The following is a 17,452-nucleotide window of genomic DNA, read 5'->3' as shown; positions in this document are numbered from 1 at the left end:
GCCCTCCGCTCCCGGGAACGCCGCGGGGCGGCCCGGGAACGCCGGCGCGGCCCCGGCCGGGCGGTCCTCCCGCCGGCCGGGGCCGCGTGCTCAGCGCGCCAGCTTGCGCAGCGCCCTGCGGGTGAGCCCCGGGGTGAACCAGCGCAGCTTGCGCTCGGCGCGCCTGGCCCGCGCGCGCATGCGCTCCACCTCGGCGAGCGCGTGGTCGAGCTTGCGCCGCAGCACCTCGGGGTTCTCGGGCTTGGTCCGCTCGCCCTCCTCCGGGAACACGAAGTCCGTCCCGGGGACCCAGTGGGTGCCGTAGACCTCCTCCACCCGGCGGTCCAGCTCCTCGGAGCCCGCCTCGGGCCACAGGTGGCGGGCCCTGGCGTAGGCGGCGATCCGCTCCAGGCGCATGACGCCGTCACCGCGCGTGGCGCCGGGCACCGGCGAGCACAGCAGCCCGGCCTTGTTCTTGTTGGCCATGTCGACCAGCTCGACGACCGCCCGCTCCCTCAGCGCCGGACCTGCGGGGACGCGCAGCTGGAAGTTGACGAGCGGGTCGTGGCCCGGCGCCTCCTCCACCAGGCGCACCCGGGGGTCGGCCCGGAAGGTCTCCCGGATCAGCCGCAGGTCGAGCCGCTCCTCGTCCAGCGGGGAGCGCCGCCCCTCGTCCAGCACGTCCCAGGGGCCGACCAGCCACAACCGGATGTCGGGGGTGGTGCCGGACAGCAGCGCGGACGCGGTGGTGTCCACGTCCTCCAGGGTGGCGCCGTCCACGTCCATCACCACGTCGACCAGCGGGACCTCCCACTGCCGGTCGGGGCGCTTGCGCCGCAGGTGGAAGTCGGGCACCCGGTTGGCCACGAAGGGGGCGCGGTAGCGGGTGCCCGCGTCGCGGCGGGTCTGCATCTGGGTGCGGCCCAGGTGCCAGCTGCTGGTGTCCAGGTCGGGGACGAACAGGGCGCCCTGCTGGGAGACCCGGTAGGCGAACTCGCTGTCGCCGCCCAGGACCAGCTCACCGTTCAGGCCGCCCGCGGCGTCGAACAGGGTGCGGTGCAGGGAGCCGGTGGCGCCGATGAACACCTTGTAGGCCAGGCGGTCGGCGGTCCGCAGCTTGTCCTTGCCGTCGATGGTCTGCTCCACCCAGTGCGGGTCGGCGCTCTCGCGGTCGAACAGCTGGGCGGCGCGCCCCTCGCGCACCTCGGCGGCCACGTACTCGGCGGTCATGGCCTGCGGATCGAAGTCCACGAACATCTTGTGGCCCAGGGCGACCCCGTAGTCGACCAGGTGGTGCCAGCGCATCTGCGACTCGACGTGGTCGCGGTAGACCAGCATGTCCGCGTCCAGGCGCAGGACCACCTGGCCGGAGGAGACGGCCACGCCGCTGTTGACGGCGTGCGCCGAGCCCCAGCCGCCGGGGGCCGAGGTGATCAGCCGGGTGTTCTCCGGGCGCACCGGTGAGAGCGTGAGGGGTTCGGGCGTGCCGTCGTCCACCACGATCACCTCCATCAGGTGCGCGGGGTAGCTCTGCGCGGACAGGGACGCCAGGACCAGTTCGAGCTTCTCCTGGTGCCCGTGGGCGGGGATGACCACCGACACCGACAGGGTCGGGGTCCACTCGCCGATCGCGGGCGGCTGGAGCACGGAGTAGTCGTTGCGCCGCGCGCGGGGCTGGTCGCGGTAGTCGGTCTGCGCGCGGGGCAGGAGCGGCGCGGTCGCGCCACCGCCGGAGACCGGTTCCGGAGTCGTGTCAAGCGTGGTCAACGGATCTCCCCCGTGTACTCGGTGGCGGGCTGGCCGAGGGGCGAGGGCTCGCCCTCCACGATGGCGCTCGGACGCCAGCCGAACCACTGCTGGGTGTGGTTGTGCAGGAAGAAGGCCATGTCCTCGGACCAGGTGTGCCCGCCGCCGGTGCGGCGGAGCACGTATCCGAGTCCATGGGCGCGGTAGATGCGGCCGCCTCCCCGGATGACGGCGAGGAGCAGCTGGGTGTCGATGGCGCGGGGCAGCGGCCGGAAGCCGCCGATCTCCTCCATCACCACGCGGTCGGTGAGGATCGTGCCCCCGGCGATGAACCGGGTGGCCGCCTCCGACCTGCGGTTGCGCCAGACGGTCAGGTCCACCTCCTGGAGGTAGATGAAGTCCTGTCCGGTGCCCACGAGCTCGGCACCGGAGTAGGTCCGCGCCAGCAGCAGGTCGGCCAGGTGGTCGGGGCCGTACCAGTCGTCGTCGTCCCACTTGGAGATCAGGTCTCCGGAGGCGCGGTCGACGGAGTCGTTGAGCACCGAGCCGAAGATCTGGCCCGCGTCGGCCTCGTGCAGGACCAGCGGCAGCCCCGTCTCCCGGAACGCGTCGATCGCCGCGCGCACCTCGGGCAGGTCCGCGGTGAACCCGTGGAGGGTGAGGACCACCTCCAGTTCCACGTCGCGCTGCCGGGCGATCTGGGCGAGCGCGAACCCGACCATCTCGGGGCGGCGCGTGCACAGGATCACCGAGATCCGGGGCTCCCTGGGTAGGGGGATCCCGGCCTGCGCCCCCAGGGCCCGCCAGCGGGAGCGCTGGCCGTGGGCGCGCAGGGCCGTGCGGCGCAGGCGGACGCTGTACTCCTCGCGGCGCAGCTGGTCGCGCAGGTCCTCGTCGCGGGCTCCGGTGATCAGGTCAGCGAGCGGCCCGCCCAGGCCCGACGCCCAGGCGGGCACCTCGCCGCTGACCAGGGGCACCCCGCCGGCGGCCAGGGAGGCGACCGCGCGCACGGCGGCGCTGGGCCCGGTGTGCCCGGACCAGTCCACCCTGACCCCGCGCAGGTGGCGCAGGCGCGCCAGGTCGACGTCGGTGACCGTGCCGTCGGCGGCGACGGTGACCAGGTCCTTGCCGCCCTCCCTGACCACGGCGTGGGGGCCGTGGACGGTCAGGTCGGCCAGGTTGCCGTCCTTGACCCTGGTGAACCCGGTGGGGTTGACGGTGAGCTCGTCCACGGGCGCGACCGCGTGCGCGGCGTCCGGCACCGCCCCGCGGGCCCGCACGTGCCCGTCCGTCCCGGCGATCCGGGCCCAGGAGTCGGCGGCGGTGGTGGCGCGGTCCAGGACGGGGACGACCGGGTCGGTCCACTCGGGCCGCTCGACGTCGTCGGACACGCGCAGCGCCAGGTCCCCCACGGGGGTCACCCGGCGCAGCGGGACGGGCCCCCGGGCCTCCACGCCCCGCACTCCGGTGTCGCCCGGCCGCCACAGGGCGGCCTCGGGCCCGTTGAGGACGGCCAGCGGCGCGGTGGCCGGTCCCCGGCGCCGTCCCCGGGTGCCGTGCACGACGGCGTCGACCACCTGGACGGTGTCCATCCCGTTGGGGAAGAACAGCTCGCACAGCCAGCCGTTCCTGTTGACGCGGCGGACCCGCACCTCCTGGAGTTCGCGCCACTGGCCCATGCCCGGGGAGGCCGGGATCGGGGGCTCCTGGTGGCCGGACGTGGCGACCATGGCGACCACGATGTGCACGGCTCTGGGCAGGTGCGTGGAGACGGTGAGGGCGCGGTGCAGGTCGGTGGTCGTGGCGGCCACGACCGCGACCAGCCCCACCTCGGGCTCCTCGTCCCGCATCCAGGCGCGCGGAAGCTCCAGGGGCTGTCCCAGGGGGTGGGCGTCCAGGTCCACCAGGATGTCGTCGGGGCGTAGCGGCAGCTCGGCCAGGACGGAGCGGGTGTCGGCACCCGCGTGGCAGAGCACGGCGGCCTCGGTGCCACGGGCGCGCAGTGCCTGCCGCAGGGCGGTGGTAATCATCGGGTGACCTCGGGTGTGTCGGTCGGGGCTCGGCGGGGAGCCCGTCAGGCGGTGCGTGGGAACGCGGCGTTCGCTAGGTCGTGTTCCTTGGATCATTTCGGGCTCGCGACCACCGGACTTCCTCTCGCTGCGCCGGTTTCGCTTGAAAAGCCAACCAGGCTGACCTGCGCGAACCGTCTTGCGAGAGATTGCCCGGACGGCCGCTCGCTGATCCGAAAGCCTCCACGGAACACTCCCTAGACGCCCTTGCGGCTGAAGACGTGGGCGCCCTTCTCTGCGGCCTCCTCGACGCGCTGGAGGTCGGGGTGCTCGGCCAGCCAGCGGTCCCCGATGGCGCGCTCGTCCACGCGCGCGGCGTCGTCCAGGACGATGACGGCGTCCTCGGTGCAGCGCGGCAGCAGGACGGGCAGCGCGGGGTAGCGGGCCTGCAGGCCGGTGGCCTGGGGCGGGCCGTCGACGAACGCGAGGCCGACGCCCTCCAGGTCGGCGAAGACCGAGGTGTCGTACCAGCGGTCGGCGGTGGGCCGTTCCTCGCCATCGACGGTGACCGTCGTGTTGGGGGTCTGGACCAGCGGGGCGTGCCGGACCTCGACGATGTCGTCGAGCCCGTGCGCGGCCACGAGTTCGCGGCTGAGCTCGGCGTAACGGGCGTCGTGCTCGACGGCGACGAGTCTGCCGGTGCCCGCACGGCGCAGGGCGTAGCCGATCCAGACGCTGGAGGCGCCGCTGCCGCACTCCACGACCAGGTCGGGGCGCAGCCGGTCGATCTGGCGGATCAGGATGCGGAGCACGTCGGGGGAGGCGGCCCAGCCGCGCAGGGGCGGCATGAACGCGGCGGTGTCGAGGTGCTCGCGCAGCTCGGTCCAGGCGACCTGCTGCTCGTAGTCGTCGCGGCCCCGCGCGGTGACCACGTTCCTGATCTCGCGGCTGACCTTGGGGAGCGTGTGGTCCTGGAGGTGGGCGAGGCGTTCGCGGACGCCGTCCATGGCCAGGGTCGCCTCCAGGCGGTCCCGTCCCAGGGTCTCGGCGACGCTGCGGCTGTGGGCCTCCATCGAGGTGGACACGCTCCTGGAGAGGGCGCCCACCCTGCGGTACAGGAGCAGCGTGCCCAGCCCGAGCACGCCCACGGCACCGGCGAGCAGGCCGAGGAAGGTGAGGGTGAGCACGTCCGTCCAGCCGATCAGGTCGGCGATCCCCAGGGCAGTCGGCACGCAGAGCACGGCGGCGCCGACCACCGCGCCGGTGACCAGGAGTGGACGGAGACGGCTGCGAAGCGACCGCATGGGCGGATACCTCCACGGGAGTTTCGACACGGTTCCGCCGGGCGCGGGCCGCGGGGGGACGAGGGGGGAAGGGCTGGTTTCCCGGCACTGAACTGCCGCTTCGCCCGGTGTTTCGGGGAGGCCGGCAATCCGCTCAGACGCTTTCGACCTTAGCCCTTCGAGGAAATAACGGACGCCCCCGAAGGGGAATCGAAACCTGGATTACACGCAATTCGCCTTCCGTTCACCCGCGCATCACGTGCTTCTCATTTGCACGCATCCGGGGTTTTCCCGGGGCGTCGGCGACCCCGTCCCGCGGCCCGCTGGCCTCCCGTGGGACCTTCCGCGCGGGGGCGCCGGGGCCCGGGCGCGGGCGGCCGCGCGCCGTTCGGAGCACCACGGCCAATTCTTCCTCCTCCCACCTGCGAATTCAACGCGATGGCGGCGGACACCGGCGGGTGTTTTCCGTGAAGTCCGCGCGCCCGCGTCCGCATCCCCGGCGGTTTCACCGCGAAAGCGAGGATTGGAAGAGGCCGTGCCGGGCAGTGCGGGGAGGAGGCGGCGGTGAGACCTCGACCGCGCGGGCCGTTCGTGCGTGGTCCGCTCCCCCGAGGGGCGGCGGCCGCATGCACGCGGCCGGGCGCTCCGGAGCGGGGCCGACTGCCTCGGTTTATTCCCGTGCCGGAGTGTAAAGAGCCTGACATCGGGTGAGCCGCCGCCCGACTGATAGCTTGCTGCCTAGGCGATCCCATCGCTGGTGAACACGACGAACCGCGTCATTGGAAAGGTGCGTCAGAGATGTCTGCGCCGTACTCGCTTCCCGAACTGCCCTACGACTACGCGGCCCTGGAGCCGTGGATCTCCGGTCAGATCATGGAGCTGCACCACGACAAGCACCACGCGACCTACGTCGCCGGTGCCAACACGGCTCTGGAGAAGATGGCGGAGGCCCGGGAGACCGGCGACTTCGGCACCATCCCGATGCTGGAGAAGAACCTGGCCTTCAACCTGGGCGGCCACGTCAACCACTCCGTCTTCTGGAAGAACCTGTCCCCCGAGGGCGGTGACAAGCCCGAGGGCGAGCTGGGAGCGGCCATCGACGACCAGTTCGGCTCCTTCGACGCCTTCCGCTCGCACTTCACCGCCGTGGCCACCACCATCCAGGGCTCGGGCTGGGCGATCCTGGCCTGGGACGCGCTGGGTCAGCGCCTGGTCATCGAGCAGCTCTACGACCAGCAGGGCAACACCGCCCTCAGCTCCGTTCCGCTGCTGATGCTGGACATGTGGGAGCACGCCTTCTACCTCCAGTACAAGAACGTGAAGGCCGAGTACGCCAAGGCCTTCTGGAACGTGGTCAACTGGGCCGACGTCCAGGAGCGCTTCACCAACGCCCGCGGGGTCAAGATCGGCTAGGCCCGGTCCCCCGTCCGGTTCGTCGCCGGACACGGCGGAGGGCGGCACCACCCACCGGTGATGCCGCCCTCGCGCGTGTACGGGGCCGCCTCTCCCGGGCCCCGCCCGGCCCCTGGCGGGTCAGACCACGAGGCGGACCGGGTCGGCCTCCACCGGCCCGTGCCGGTCGAGTTCGCGCCAGGCCCGCGCCAGCCGCCAGACCAGCTCCTCGCGGGTGGGGGCGTCGTAGGCGAAGGGCAGCCGGAACCACTCGGCGTGGCGCTCCCCTCCGGACGCCGACATCACCGAGCCCGGGACCAGTTCCACGTCGTGGCAGAGCGCGACCTGCACGTAGGCGCGGGCCTCCACACCGGGCAGGCGCACCCACAGCGCCGCACCGCCGTCGGGGCGCCGCCACTCCCAGGAGGGCAGGGCCCCGCGCAGCAGCTCCTCCATGTGGTCGAGGGCCTCGCGCATCAGCGCGGAGCGCTGCCGGGACAGCTCGTCGTAGCGCTCCAGGAGGCGCACGGTCACCGCCTGGTCGAGCAGGGGGCTGGCCAGGTCGGCGAGGACCTTGCGGCGGCTCAGGCGCAGGGCCATCTCGGCGGGCGCGCGCAGCCAGCCCAGCCGGAGCCCGGCCCAGCCGACCTTGGACAGCGACTCCACGGTGATGACCTCGGCCCCGCGCGGGGCGAACGCGGCGAGCGGCGGGGGCTCGTCGGGGGAGCGCAGGCCGGTGTAGGCGTGGTCCTCCAGCACCGGCACGCCGTGGCGGGCGGACAGCTCGCCCAGCTCGCGGCGGCGCGCCGCGGACATCATCGTGCCGGTGGGGTTGTGGTACGAGGGCATCGTGTAGACGAGGTGGGGCGCGTGCTCGGCCACGGCGCGGCGCACGCCGTTGGCGTCCAGCCCCTGTTCGTCCAGTGGCACGGGCAGGAAGCGGGCGCCCCGGTCACCCATCAGGTCCAGGCAGCCCGCGAAGCTGGGGTCCTCCACCACGACGGGCGAGCCGTTGCGCAGGTAGAGCTGGGCGACCAGGTTGACGGCCTGGTGGGCGCCGGTGGTGACGACGATCTGGTCGGCGGTGGTGGGCAGGCCCCGGGCGGTGTAGTGGTCGGCGACGGCCCGGCGCAGCGCGGGCAGACCGCTGGGGTGGTAGCTGCCCTCGGCCATGAGCGCGGGCAGGTCCTCGGCCACGACCCGGCGGACGGCCTCCTCCACGCCGGGGAGCGCGGGGGTGGACAGGCAGGCGGCCGAGATGAGCCCCTCCTCGTGCTGGAAGAGGTTGCGGTACATGGGGTTGCCCGTGCCGTTGGCGGTCCAGCCGTCCGAGCGCACGGGCGCGATCCGGCTGCTGACGCGGGTGCCGCTGCCCTGCCTGCTGTCGAGGATGCCGTCCGCGCGCAGGGCGTCGTAGGCGGAGACCACGGTGGTGCGGCTGACCCGCAGGCCGACGGCGAGGGCGCGTTCGGAGGGCAGGCGCTCGCCGGGGGTGAGGCTGCCCTGGTCGACCAGTCGGCGCAGGGTGTCGGCGAGGCGCCGGTAGAGGGGCCCGCCGCCCCGGGACCAGGCGCCGAGGAGGTCGGCGAGTTCTGCGGAACTCCGGGAAGAGTCCATTTTCCCCTCCATTGGATCTGTGGGGAGTGGCCCCCGGATTCCATACTGGCATCAGCGAAGGGGATACCACCAGAGCCGAAGTGGCCCCTGCACAACAGTCCAATTCCTCGGGAGCGGTCATGCACTTCCTCGCCCAGCGCCGACACGACACCGTCCGCCGCACGCCCCGCCGCCGTCCGGACCGCCCCGGGGAGCGCGGTCCCGCGCTCCGCGCCGGTCGGCCGGTGCTGGTGGAGGCGCGCGTCCTGCGGGGCGACCGCCGCCGCCTCGGCGCGTTCGCCGCCGCCCTGCGCGAACGGGCCCGGCGGGACCCCGGCCACCTGGAGGAGGTCCACTTCCTCGACGAGGGGGACCGCGTCCGCCTGGTCTCCCTGTGGCGTTCCCCCGGCGATCTGCGGTCCTTCGTGGAGGCGGCGCACCGGGACGTGCTGCTCTTCCGCGCGGCCGTCGGCGCCTTCCCGGAGGTGGAGCGCACGCTGTGGTGGTCGGCCGCCGGGACCCCGGTGCCGCCGCGGGAGGCCGGGGAGCGCGCGGCGTGGCTGCGCGCGCACGGCCCGGGCGCTCAGGCGTTCACCCTGTCCTCGCCGGTGCCCCCTCCGGCCTGATCCCCGACCCGGCGCCGACCCGCCAGACCCCGCCCAGGCGGGGCGCCAGGGAGCGGTGGGCCACGTCCGCGAACGCGCGCGGGTCCAGCGCCCCGCTGCCCCGCGGCACGGCTCCCGCCAGGGGACCCGCCCCCATGGCGGACAGGTCGGTGAGGTTGCAGCGCATGGCCAGGTCCGGGCGGTCCGGCCAGGACCCCACCACCACCCCGGCCGGGGACAGGCCGCGGGTGCGCAGCGCCTCGGCGGTCAGCGCGGTGGCGTTCAGGGTGCCCAGGTCGGGTCGGGCCACCACCAGGACCGGCGCGGACAGCAGCACGGCGACGTCGGCCAGGGTCTGCCCCTCGGCGTTGAGCCGCACCAGCAGCCCGCCCGCACCCTCGACCAGCACCAGGTCGTGCGTGCCCGCCAGGCGCCACACGGCCTCGGCCACCGCCTCGGCCCGCACGGGTTCGGCCCCGCAGCGGGCGGCGGCCGTGGCGGGGGCCAGCGGCTCGGGGTAGCGGACCAGTTCCGCCGTCGTCACGGCCGGGACCAGTGCGGCCACGGTGTCGGCGTCGCCGGGTTCGCCGGGCCCCACTCCGGTCTGGGCGGGTTTGAGCACGGCCACCCGCCGTCCCGCCGCGACCGCCAGCGCGGCCACCGCCGCGGTGACCACCGTCTTGCCGACCCCGGTACAGGTCCCCGTCACCACCAGGACGCTCATCGGCGCTCCTCCCCCAAGCAGGCCCGCACTGCGGCGGCCATCCCGTCGGCGACGGCGGCCACCTCCTCCGAGGTGCACACGTAGGGCGGCATCGCGTACACGTGCTCGCGGAAGGGCCGCAGCCACACCCCCGCCTCCACCGCCGCCCGCGTGGCCTCGGCCATGCGCACCGGCGCGTCCAGCTCCACCACCCCGATCGCGCCGAGCACCCGCACCTCGCGCACGCCCGGCAGCCCCTCCAGCGGGGCCAGCCCCTCGCGCAGGCCGGTCCCGATCCGCGCCACGTCGCCCCTCCAGTCCCCGCCGGTCAGCAGGTCCACCGAGGCCAGCGCGGTCGCGCAGGCCAGCGGGTTGCCCATGAACGTGGGCCCGTGGGCGAGCACCGGCACCTCACCCCCGGCGATGCCGCGGGCCACCCGTGCGGTGGCCAGCGTCGCGGCGAGGGTCAGGTAACCGCCGGTCAGCGCCTTGCCCAGGCACATGACGTCGGGGGCGACACCGGCGTGGTCGGCGGCGAAGAACTCGCCGGTGCGGCCGAAGCCGGTGGCGATCTCGTCGAAGACCAGCAGCAGCCCGTACTCGTCGGCGATCCGCCGCAGCTCCCGCAGGTAGCCCGGGTGGTGGAAACGCATGCCGCCCGCGCCCTGCACCACGGGTTCGACGATGACCGCGGCCAACTCGTCGGCGTGCTCGGCCGCCAGGCGCTCGAAGGCGGCCACGTAGCCGGGGTCGGGTTCGGCGTCGAACCCGGAGGGCGGCGCGGGGGCGTGCACCTGGGCGGGCAGCACGTCGCCCCACAGGGAGTGCATGCCGCCGTCGGGGTCGCACACGCTCATCGCGTGGAAGGTGTCGCCGTGGTAGCCGCCCCGCCAGGTGAGGAAACGGCGCCGCCCGGGCCTGCCGGTGGAGCGGTGGTACTGCATGCACATCTTCATGGCGACCTCCACCGCCACGGAGCCCGAGTCGGCGAGGAAGACGTGCTCCAGAGGCTGCGGGGTGACCGCCACCAGGGCCTCGGCCAGGTCCGCGGCGGGCCCGTGGGTGAGCCCGCCGAACATGACGTGGCTGAACGCGTCGGCCTGCCGCCGCACCGCGGCGTCGAGCACCGGGTGGCGGTAGCCGTGCACCGCCGACCACCAGGACGACATCGCGTCCACCACGCGCCGCTCGCCCTCCTCGGACCACAGGGTCAGCGTCGCCCCCTCGGCACCGGTGACCACGTACGGCCGCTCCGCGGCGGGAACGGTGGTGTAGGGGTGCCACAGATGGGCGGTGTCCGCGGCGCGGATCCGGGCGGAGCGGTCCGCGGGCGCCGGGTCCGCGGAAGCCGCGGGGGACGTCGGGGTCATGGGGCTCCATTGTTCACCCCGCGCCCGTACGCGCCCCCGTGCGGTCCCACCAGGAATCCGGGCGGATCTTTGTGGGCTTCGGTGAATGACGCGCACGTGCGCGGGACGGCAGAGTCGTAGACGCCTCCCTGGCACGAAGGACCGGACCGCCCCAGCGGGATTGGCCGCCGCTGGGTCGGTCCCCGCCGGGGACGCGCCCTCGCCTCCCGGCCCGACCGCACCCACGACCCAGGAGGCCGAACCGCGTATGCCGAGCACCGCCGCACCCACCCGCCGCCCGTGGCCCCTGCGCGCCACGGCCCGCGCGCGCCGCGCTCGTGCGCTGCCGCCGGGACACCCCTTCGGGTGGTTGGACGCCGCCGCCCGCGCACGCGCCGAGGCCGGGCTGACGCGGCGCGCCACGCCCCGGCCCGCGACCGACGGCCTGCTGGACCTGGCGGGCAACGACTACCTCGGGCTGCTGCGCCACCCGGACGTGGTGGCCGCCGCCGGGGACGCCGCCCGCGTGTGGGGCGCGGGCGCGGGCGGATCGAGGCTGGTCACCGGGGACACCGGCCTGCACCGGGAGCTGGAACGCGAGCTCGCCGACCTCCACGGCGCGGAGTCGGCGCTGGTGTTCTCGTCCGGGTACGCGGCGAACCTGGCGATGGTCACCGCGCTGGCCGCGCCGGACGGCGGCGCCCCTCCCCTGCTGGTGTGCGACCGGTACAACCACGCCTCCCTCATCGACGCGACCCGGCTGGCCCGGGCCTCGGGGGCGCGCGTGGCTCTCTACGACCACGCCGACGCGGACCGGGCCGCCGAGGCGCTCGCGTCCGCCGAGGGGCGGGCCCTGCTGCTGAGCGACACCGTGTTCTCCGTGGACGGCGACCTCACCGACGCGGCCGCCCTGGCGCGCGCGGCCCGCGGGCACGGCGCCGCCCTGCTGCTGGACGACGCGCACGGTCTGGGCGTGGTGGGGCCCGGCGGGAGCGGGACGGCGACCGCCGCCGGGCTGCGCGGCGCGGACGACGTCGCGGTGTCGGTGACCCTGTCCAAGTCGCTGGGCTCCCAGGGCGGCGCGGTGCTGGGCTCGCACCGGGTGGTCCGCCACCTGACCGAGACCGCGCGCACGTTCGTCTTCGACACCGGTCTGGCTCCGTCCTCGGCGGGCGCGGCCCTGGCCGCGCTGCGCGTGCTGCGCGCACAGCCCTGGTTGGCCGACGCGGTGCGCGACCGTGCGCGGCGGCTGGCGGAGGGGCTGCGCGGGCGCGGGCTGCCCACGAGCGCACCGGACGCCGCCGTGGTGTCGGTGACGGCGCCCTCCCCCGGGGCCGCTCTGGCCTGGCGCGACGCCTGTCTGGCCGCGGGCGTGCGCGTGGGCTGCTTCCGCCCGCCCTCGGTCCCCGACGGCCGGTCCCGGCTGCGGCTGACCGCCCGGGCGACACTGAGCGGGGCCGACGTGGACCGGGTCGTGGACGTCATCGCGGCGAACCGTCCCGGATAGTCTTGCGGAGGTGACGAGAGTCCGCCGGAATCCGGGGAGGCGATAGCGGCCGTGTCAGCACGTGGTGAGGACCCCGAGGCGCCGGAGCCGGTCCCCGCGGACCCCTCCGCCGTCGGCCGTGTACCCGGCTCCGCCCCCCGCGAGCCGGAGGGGGACCCGCACGCCGGGCAGGACGCGGCAGTCGCGGCCCCCGGGTGTTCCTCCGACGGGGACGGTGCGCGCGGTTCCACACAACCCGCCCGCGAGGACACCTCCGGCAGGGACGCGGACAGCACCGGCGGGGCGGACGCCCACGGCGGTTCCGGCGACGGAACGGACGACGGCGGTGACGGCGGTGACGGGACCGACGACGGCAGCGGCGGTGAGGACGGGGAAGGCCGTCCGCGCCGACGGCGCCGACGCTCCCGGGTGGCCGCCGCCGTCTCGGTCACGCTGATCCTGGTCATGGTGGCCGTCCTGGCGCTGCCCGCCACCCGCGAGGGCCTGGTCTCCCTGTGGTGCGAGACCACCGACGGCGTGTGCCCGGCCGAGGAGCTCCCCCCGATCACCGAGGAGGAGCAGACCGACTGGCGGGTCCGGATGGAGCCCGAGGAGGCCGCGCTGTGGGGCAACTACGTGGCCCTGGGCGACTCCTACTCCTCCGGTGACGGCGCGGGCGACTACGCCCCCGACACCGCCGAGGCGGGCGGCTGCTGGCGTTCGGAGAACGCCTACCCCCGGGTGGTCGCCGAGGAGTTCGACTTCACCGGTTCGCTGGCCTTCTACGCGTGCAGCAGCCACAAGGGCTCGGAGATGATCGAGCAGATCGGCACCTCCGGGTCCCAGATCGAGCGGGTCACCGAGAACACGTCCCTGGTGACCCTGGGCATCGGCGGCAACGACCTGGGCTTCATCCCCGTCCTGCGCACCTGCATGGTGCGGATGCCGCTCCTGGAGAGCAGCGTCTGCGTCGAGCAGGAGGAGGAGGTCGACAGGCGGATGAGGACCTTCGAGGAGACCCTGACCGAGATCCTCGGGGAGGTCCGCGACCGCGCGCCCGACGCCCGCGTCCTGGTGCTGGGCTACCCGCGGCTGTTCCCGGCGGACCCCCCGGGCATGTACTACACGCTGACCAGGAGCGACCAGCTCTGGCTGAACGGTCTGGCCCAGCGGTTCAACGAGCTCATCCGCGACACGGCCTACCGGGTGGACGGCGACGTCTACGGCGGGCGCCAGACCGGCAGCGTGGAGTACGTGAACACCTTCTCCGCCCTGACCGGGCACGAGGTGAGCGCCGACGCCGCCTGGCTGAACGGGATCGTGCTCGGCCAGCTGGGCGAGGGCCTGCGCGTGGACCGGGCGAGCTTCCACCCCACCGCGCAGGGGCAGCTGTCCATCGCCGAGCGGGTGCGCCTGCAGATCGTGGAGGGCCCCGAGCGGGAGGTCTACGTGGCCCGGGAGACCCTGGAGAAGGTCGACCCTGAGCAGCTGAGGTCGGAACTGGGCGGACCGCTGGACCCGGAGTTCGCCACCGAGCCGCCCGGCAACGAGGCCGACGCCCCCTGACCCGGGGAAGCGTCGGCCCCGCGTCGCGTCGCTACCGGCCCGCCTGGAGCTCCCTGATCACCTCGGCGAAGCGGTCCAGACCCCAGTTGAGGTCCTCCTCGCTGATCACCAGGGGCGGCGACATCCGCACGGTGGAGCCGTGGGTGTCCTTGACCAGGACCCCGTGGTCGGCGAGGCGCTCGCACAGCTCCCGGCCCGAGGCCAGCGACGGGTCGACGTCGATGCCGGCCCACAGTCCGATGCTGCGCGCGGACACCACCCCGTCCCCGACGAACTCCTTGAGGCGGCGCTTGAGCACCTCGCCCAGACGGCGCGTGTTCTCCAGGTAGGGCCCCTCGGTGAGCATCCGCACGACCGTGCTCCCGACCGCCCCGGCCAGCGGGTTGCCGCCGAACGTGCTGCCGTGCTGGCCGGGCTGGATGACGCCGAGCACGTCCTCGTCGGCGACCATCGCCGACACCGGCAGGATGCCGCCGCCCAGCGCCTTGCCGAACAGGTAGGCGTCGGGGACCACACCGCTGTGCTCGCAGGCCCGGACCGTCCCGGTGCGGCCCAGGCCCGACTGCACCTCGTCGGCGATGAACAGCACCCGCTCACGGTCGCAGATCTCCCTGACCCGGGGCAGGAAGTCCGCCGGGGGCACGATCACGCCCGCCTCGCCCTGCACGGGCTCGATGAGGACCGCCGCGGTCGTGGAGTCGATGGCGGCCTCGATGGCCTCGGCGTCACCGTAGGGCACGGACCGGAAACCCGGCGTGTAGGGCCCGAAACCGGTCCTGGCCTCAGGGTCCGACGAGAAGGAGACGATGGTGGTGGTGCGTCCGTGGAAGTTGGCGCCCGCCACGACGATGGTCGCCTCGTTCTCGGGCACGCCCTTGACCTCGTAGGCCCACTTGCGGGCCACCTTGATGCCGGTCTCCACCGCCTCGGCGCCGGTGTTCATCGGCAGGACCTTCTCCTTGCCGACCATGTCGGCGAGGGCGCTGACCCACGGGCCGAACTGGTCGTTGTAGAAGGCCCGGCTCGTGAGGGTCACCCGGTCGATCTGCCGGTGCGCCGCCGCGAGCAGGTCGGGGTTGTGATGGCCGAAGTTCATGGCGGAGTACCCGGCCAGGCAGTCCAGGTACCTCCTGCCCTCGACGTCGGTCACCCAGGCGCCACGGCCCTCGGCGATCACGACGGGAAGGGGTGAGTAGTTGTGCGCCGACCGCGCCCGCGCGAGCGCGATGTGGTCCGCGCCGGAGAGTGCCTCTCCACCGGGGTTCCCGGCGGAGTCCCGCTGTCCCAGGTTCTGGGTGTTGCCCATCTAGCCGCTCCGATCACCATTGACCGATGTCAGACAGTTGATACCCACCATCGGGCCGGATCGCGCCCCTTCGGCGGGAGGTCCCCAAGAGTTGAGCAGATGATCCGGTGAGCCCACAAGGGGTGGGAGATGTCACAGCTCGGGGGCGATGCCCGAAAACCCGTCCGCGAAACGCCGCGCACACCCTCTGAGCGGGGTCGTCACATCCATGGTGACCTGCGATAACGCCCCTGGTGACGCGCTCCACAGCCCCGACGGCGGTCGGGCAGCCCCCCGAGGGGTACGGTCGCACCATCAGCCACTCAGCCGCCGCGAGCACCGAGCCGTGGACGGCTCCGTCGACCGTGCCCGGGAGGTCAGGCGTGCCCACCTCCGCGTCCCCGGACGCCCCCTTCTCGCTCTCCCGCCTGTTCGCGGCGGTCGCCGACGCCGTGCCGGACCGGACCGCCCTGGTCGCCGGCCCCCGTCGGCTCACCTACCGCGCCCTGCACGAGCGCTCGCTGCGGCTGGCCCGCCACCTGGTCGGCGCGGGCGTGCGCCCCGGCGAGCACGTCGCCGTCCTGGCGTTCAACCGCGCCGAGTGGGTGGAGTCCTTCCTCGGCGTCCTGCGCGCGGGAGCGGTCCCGGTCAACGTCAACTACCGCTACGTCGCGGGCGAGCTGCGCCACGTCCTGGCCGACTCGCACGCGGTCGCGCTGATCGCGGAGGACTCGCTGGCCGGGGCGGTGGACACGGTCCGCTCCGACCTGCCCCGGCTGCGCCACGTCCTGCTCGTCGCGGACGGCTCCGCGCGCGGGACGCGGGGCCTCGACTACGAGGAAGCGCTGGCCTCGGCGCCCGAGGACGCGGTCCTGCCCCCGACCAGCGGCGAGGACCACTACCTGCTCTACACCGGCGGCACGACGGGCTACCCCAAGGGCGTGCTGTGGCGGCAGGCGGACATCTTCCGCGCGGCCCTGGAGCGCCGCGCTCCGGGCACGCCCAGCGCCCGCACCCCGCGGGAGGTGGCCGAGCGCGCCGCGCGTTGCTTCGAGCAGCGCATGCTGGTCCTCGGTCCGCTCATGCACGCGGCCGGACAGTGGAACGCGCTGAGCATGCTGCTGTGCGGCAAGCGGGTGGTGCTGTCCACCGACCGCAGCTTCCGTCCGGACCGGGTGCTGGAGACGGCGCACCGGGAGGGCGTGCACGCGCTCCAGCTGGTGGGCGACGCCATGGCCCGCCCGCTGGCCCGCCACCTGCTCACCGAACCGGGGCTGTGCCCGGACCTGGCCTCGGTCCGCTCCGGCGGCACCCCGCTCACCCCGGCGGTGCGCGCGCTGTGGCACGCCTGGCGCGAGGACGTGTCCCTCTCCGACGCCTACGGGGGGTCGGAGACGGGCGTGTGCGGGTCGGCGACCGGCGCCGAACCGGCCGGTCCGGCGGAGGCCCCCTCCGGGGGCGGCCCCTCGGGCAGCCGCAGCTTCACCATGGGCGGCAGCATCGCGGTGCTGGACGCGTCCCTGCGCCCGCTGCCCCCGGGTTCGCGGGAGGTGGGGCGGATCGCGCGCACCGGACGGATCCCGCTGGGCTACTACAACGACCCCCTGGCGACCGCGCGCACCTTCCCCACCGACGCCGAGGGGCGCCGCTGGGCGCTGTCGGGCGACTTCGGGACGTGGGACGCCGACGGCTCGATCGCGCTGCTGGGACGCGGCAGCGCGGTGATCAACACCGCCGGGGAGAAGGTCTACCCCGAGGAGGTGGAGGCCGTGCTCAAGGCCCACCCCTCGGTGGAGGACGCCATCGTGGTGCCCTCGCCCGACGAGTACCTCGGGCAGCGGGTGACCGCGCTGGTCTCGCTGGCCGCGAACGCCCGTCTGGAGGAGGCGGAGCTGCGCGCGTACTGCCGGGTCCGGCTGGCGGGGTTCAAGGTGCCGCGCACCGTGCACTTCGTGGACCGGGTGCGGCGTACGGCGGTCGGCAAACAGGACTACCGGTGGGCGGCGTCGGTCACCGGGACCGGTTCACCCGCTCCGGCCGTCCCGACCCTTCCCTGAGAGCCGGTCCGCTCTCCGGTCCCCGCCGGGGACTCCTCCACGGGCCCGGGGTCATGTCGGAACAGGTCCTGCGGCCGAACCCCCCGTTCCGGGGCGGGCCCCGGGGACGGACTTCGGAACGGGTGCCGGACCGTGCCGGAGACGGCGCTCGCGGCCGGGCACCCGGCCTCCCCGGCGGCCTGCTGCGGAACTCCGCACCCGGGCGGTACCGGACCCTTCATTTCGGGCACAGGGTCAATATGGACTTACCCAGCCGAAACAGGGGTTTCACCGGACGTCGGCCGCTCTGGACCCCCTCCGCCACCGCTAGACTGGCGTCGCCTGGTCCAAGGCCCCACGGTTTCCCCTCCCCCGCTCCGACCGGTTCGCACACTCCCGGCCGGGGCCGACCGGTCC

12 protein-coding genes are annotated in these 17,452 nt (G+C 74.3%); 5 read left to right on the top strand and 7 right to left on the bottom strand.

Annotation, left to right across the window (positions count from 1 at the left end; all coding sequences use genetic code 11):
* Window positions 1-90: 90 nt before the first annotated feature.
* The 3 genes from AC0VX6_RS06935 to AC0VX6_RS06925 all read right to left on the bottom strand — a co-directional run bounded on the left by AC0VX6_RS06935 (window position 91) and on the right by AC0VX6_RS06925 (window position 5,038).
* The gene (locus AC0VX6_RS06935) at window positions 91-1,746 is read right to left on the bottom strand and encodes a glycosyltransferase family 2 protein (RefSeq protein WP_274976700.1); all 1,656 of its coding nucleotides are present in this window, start codon (window positions 1,744-1,746) and stop codon (window positions 91-93) included.
* Complete coding sequence (locus tag AC0VX6_RS06930) at window positions 1,743-3,755, bottom strand: glycosyltransferase family 2 protein (RefSeq protein ID WP_475467835.1); 2,013 nt, start codon at window positions 3,753-3,755, stop codon at window positions 1,743-1,745. Before AC0VX6_RS06930 ends, AC0VX6_RS06935 begins: the two co-directional genes overlap by 4 nt.
* Window positions 3,756-3,991: 236 nt before the next feature.
* Window positions 3,992-5,038: a class I SAM-dependent methyltransferase gene (locus tag AC0VX6_RS06925; RefSeq protein WP_475467833.1), complete on the bottom strand. Its 1,047-nt coding sequence runs from the start codon at window positions 5,036-5,038 to the stop codon at window positions 3,992-3,994.
* Window positions 5,039-5,815: 777 nt separating this feature from the next.
* Between AC0VX6_RS06925 and AC0VX6_RS06920 the strand changes: the two genes are divergently transcribed.
* Window positions 5,816-6,430 carry a superoxide dismutase gene (locus AC0VX6_RS06920; RefSeq protein WP_047868874.1) on the top strand — a complete coding sequence of 205 codons (615 nt, stop codon included), beginning with the start codon at window positions 5,816-5,818 and terminating at the stop codon, window positions 6,428-6,430.
* A gap of 120 nt (window positions 6,431-6,550) precedes the next feature.
* Here the strand turns inward: AC0VX6_RS06920 and AC0VX6_RS06915 are convergent, their stop codons facing one another.
* Window positions 6,551-8,026, bottom strand: a complete 1,476-nt coding sequence (locus tag AC0VX6_RS06915) for an aminotransferase-like domain-containing protein (protein ID WP_475467831.1) — start codon at window positions 8,024-8,026, stop codon at window positions 6,551-6,553.
* A gap of 119 nt (window positions 8,027-8,145) precedes the next feature.
* Here AC0VX6_RS06915 and AC0VX6_RS06910 point away from each other — a divergent pair, with 119 nt between their 5' ends.
* A complete protein-coding gene (locus tag AC0VX6_RS06910; RefSeq protein WP_475467829.1) occupies window positions 8,146-8,631 on the top strand; it encodes a DUF3291 domain-containing protein in 486 nt (161 codons plus the stop codon).
* Here the strand turns inward: AC0VX6_RS06910 and bioD are convergent.
* Both bioD and AC0VX6_RS06900 read right to left on the bottom strand, forming a co-directional pair.
* Complete coding sequence (bioD, locus tag AC0VX6_RS06905) at window positions 8,597-9,334, bottom strand: dethiobiotin synthase (RefSeq protein ID WP_274976695.1); 738 nt, start codon at window positions 9,332-9,334, stop codon at window positions 8,597-8,599. The two genes, AC0VX6_RS06910 and bioD, sit on opposite strands and share 35 nt — an antisense overlap.
* Window positions 9,331-10,683, bottom strand: coding sequence for an adenosylmethionine--8-amino-7-oxononanoate transaminase (locus AC0VX6_RS06900; RefSeq protein WP_274976694.1), 1,353 nt, complete (start codon window positions 10,681-10,683; stop codon window positions 9,331-9,333). The genes bioD and AC0VX6_RS06900 overlap by 4 nt, the downstream gene beginning before the upstream one ends.
* A 247-nt stretch (window positions 10,684-10,930) precedes the next feature.
* On the opposite strand from AC0VX6_RS06900, the gene AC0VX6_RS06895 reads away from it, so the two are divergent.
* Together AC0VX6_RS06895 and AC0VX6_RS06890 are read left to right on the top strand one after the other, a co-directional pair.
* Window positions 10,931-12,169, top strand: coding sequence for an 8-amino-7-oxononanoate synthase (locus tag AC0VX6_RS06895; RefSeq protein ID WP_274976693.1), 1,239 nt, complete (start codon window positions 10,931-10,933; stop codon window positions 12,167-12,169).
* Between the two features lie 51 nt (window positions 12,170-12,220).
* Window positions 12,221-13,714 carry an SGNH/GDSL hydrolase family protein gene (locus AC0VX6_RS06890; protein WP_274976692.1) on the top strand — a complete coding sequence of 498 codons (1,494 nt, stop codon included), beginning with the start codon at window positions 12,221-12,223 and terminating at the stop codon, window positions 13,712-13,714.
* Window positions 13,715-13,745: 31 nt separating this feature from the next.
* Here AC0VX6_RS06890 and rocD read toward each other — a convergent pair whose 3' ends face one another.
* Window positions 13,746-15,020, bottom strand: a complete 1,275-nt coding sequence (gene rocD / locus AC0VX6_RS06885; protein WP_274976691.1) for an ornithine--oxo-acid transaminase — start codon at window positions 15,018-15,020, stop codon at window positions 13,746-13,748.
* A 362-nt stretch (window positions 15,021-15,382) separates the two neighbouring features.
* Here rocD and AC0VX6_RS06880 point away from each other — a divergent pair, with 362 nt between their 5' ends.
* A complete protein-coding gene (locus tag AC0VX6_RS06880) occupies window positions 15,383-17,056 on the top strand; it encodes an acyl-CoA synthetase (RefSeq protein ID WP_475467828.1) in 1,674 nt (557 codons plus the stop codon).
* The last annotated feature ends 396 nt before the right edge of the window (window positions 17,057-17,452 follow it).

Source organism: Nocardiopsis sp. iso_25 (assembly GCF_056173305.1).
The sequence above is the reverse complement of the archived record's forward strand: the minus strand, read 5'-3'. Positions and strand labels throughout refer to the sequence as shown.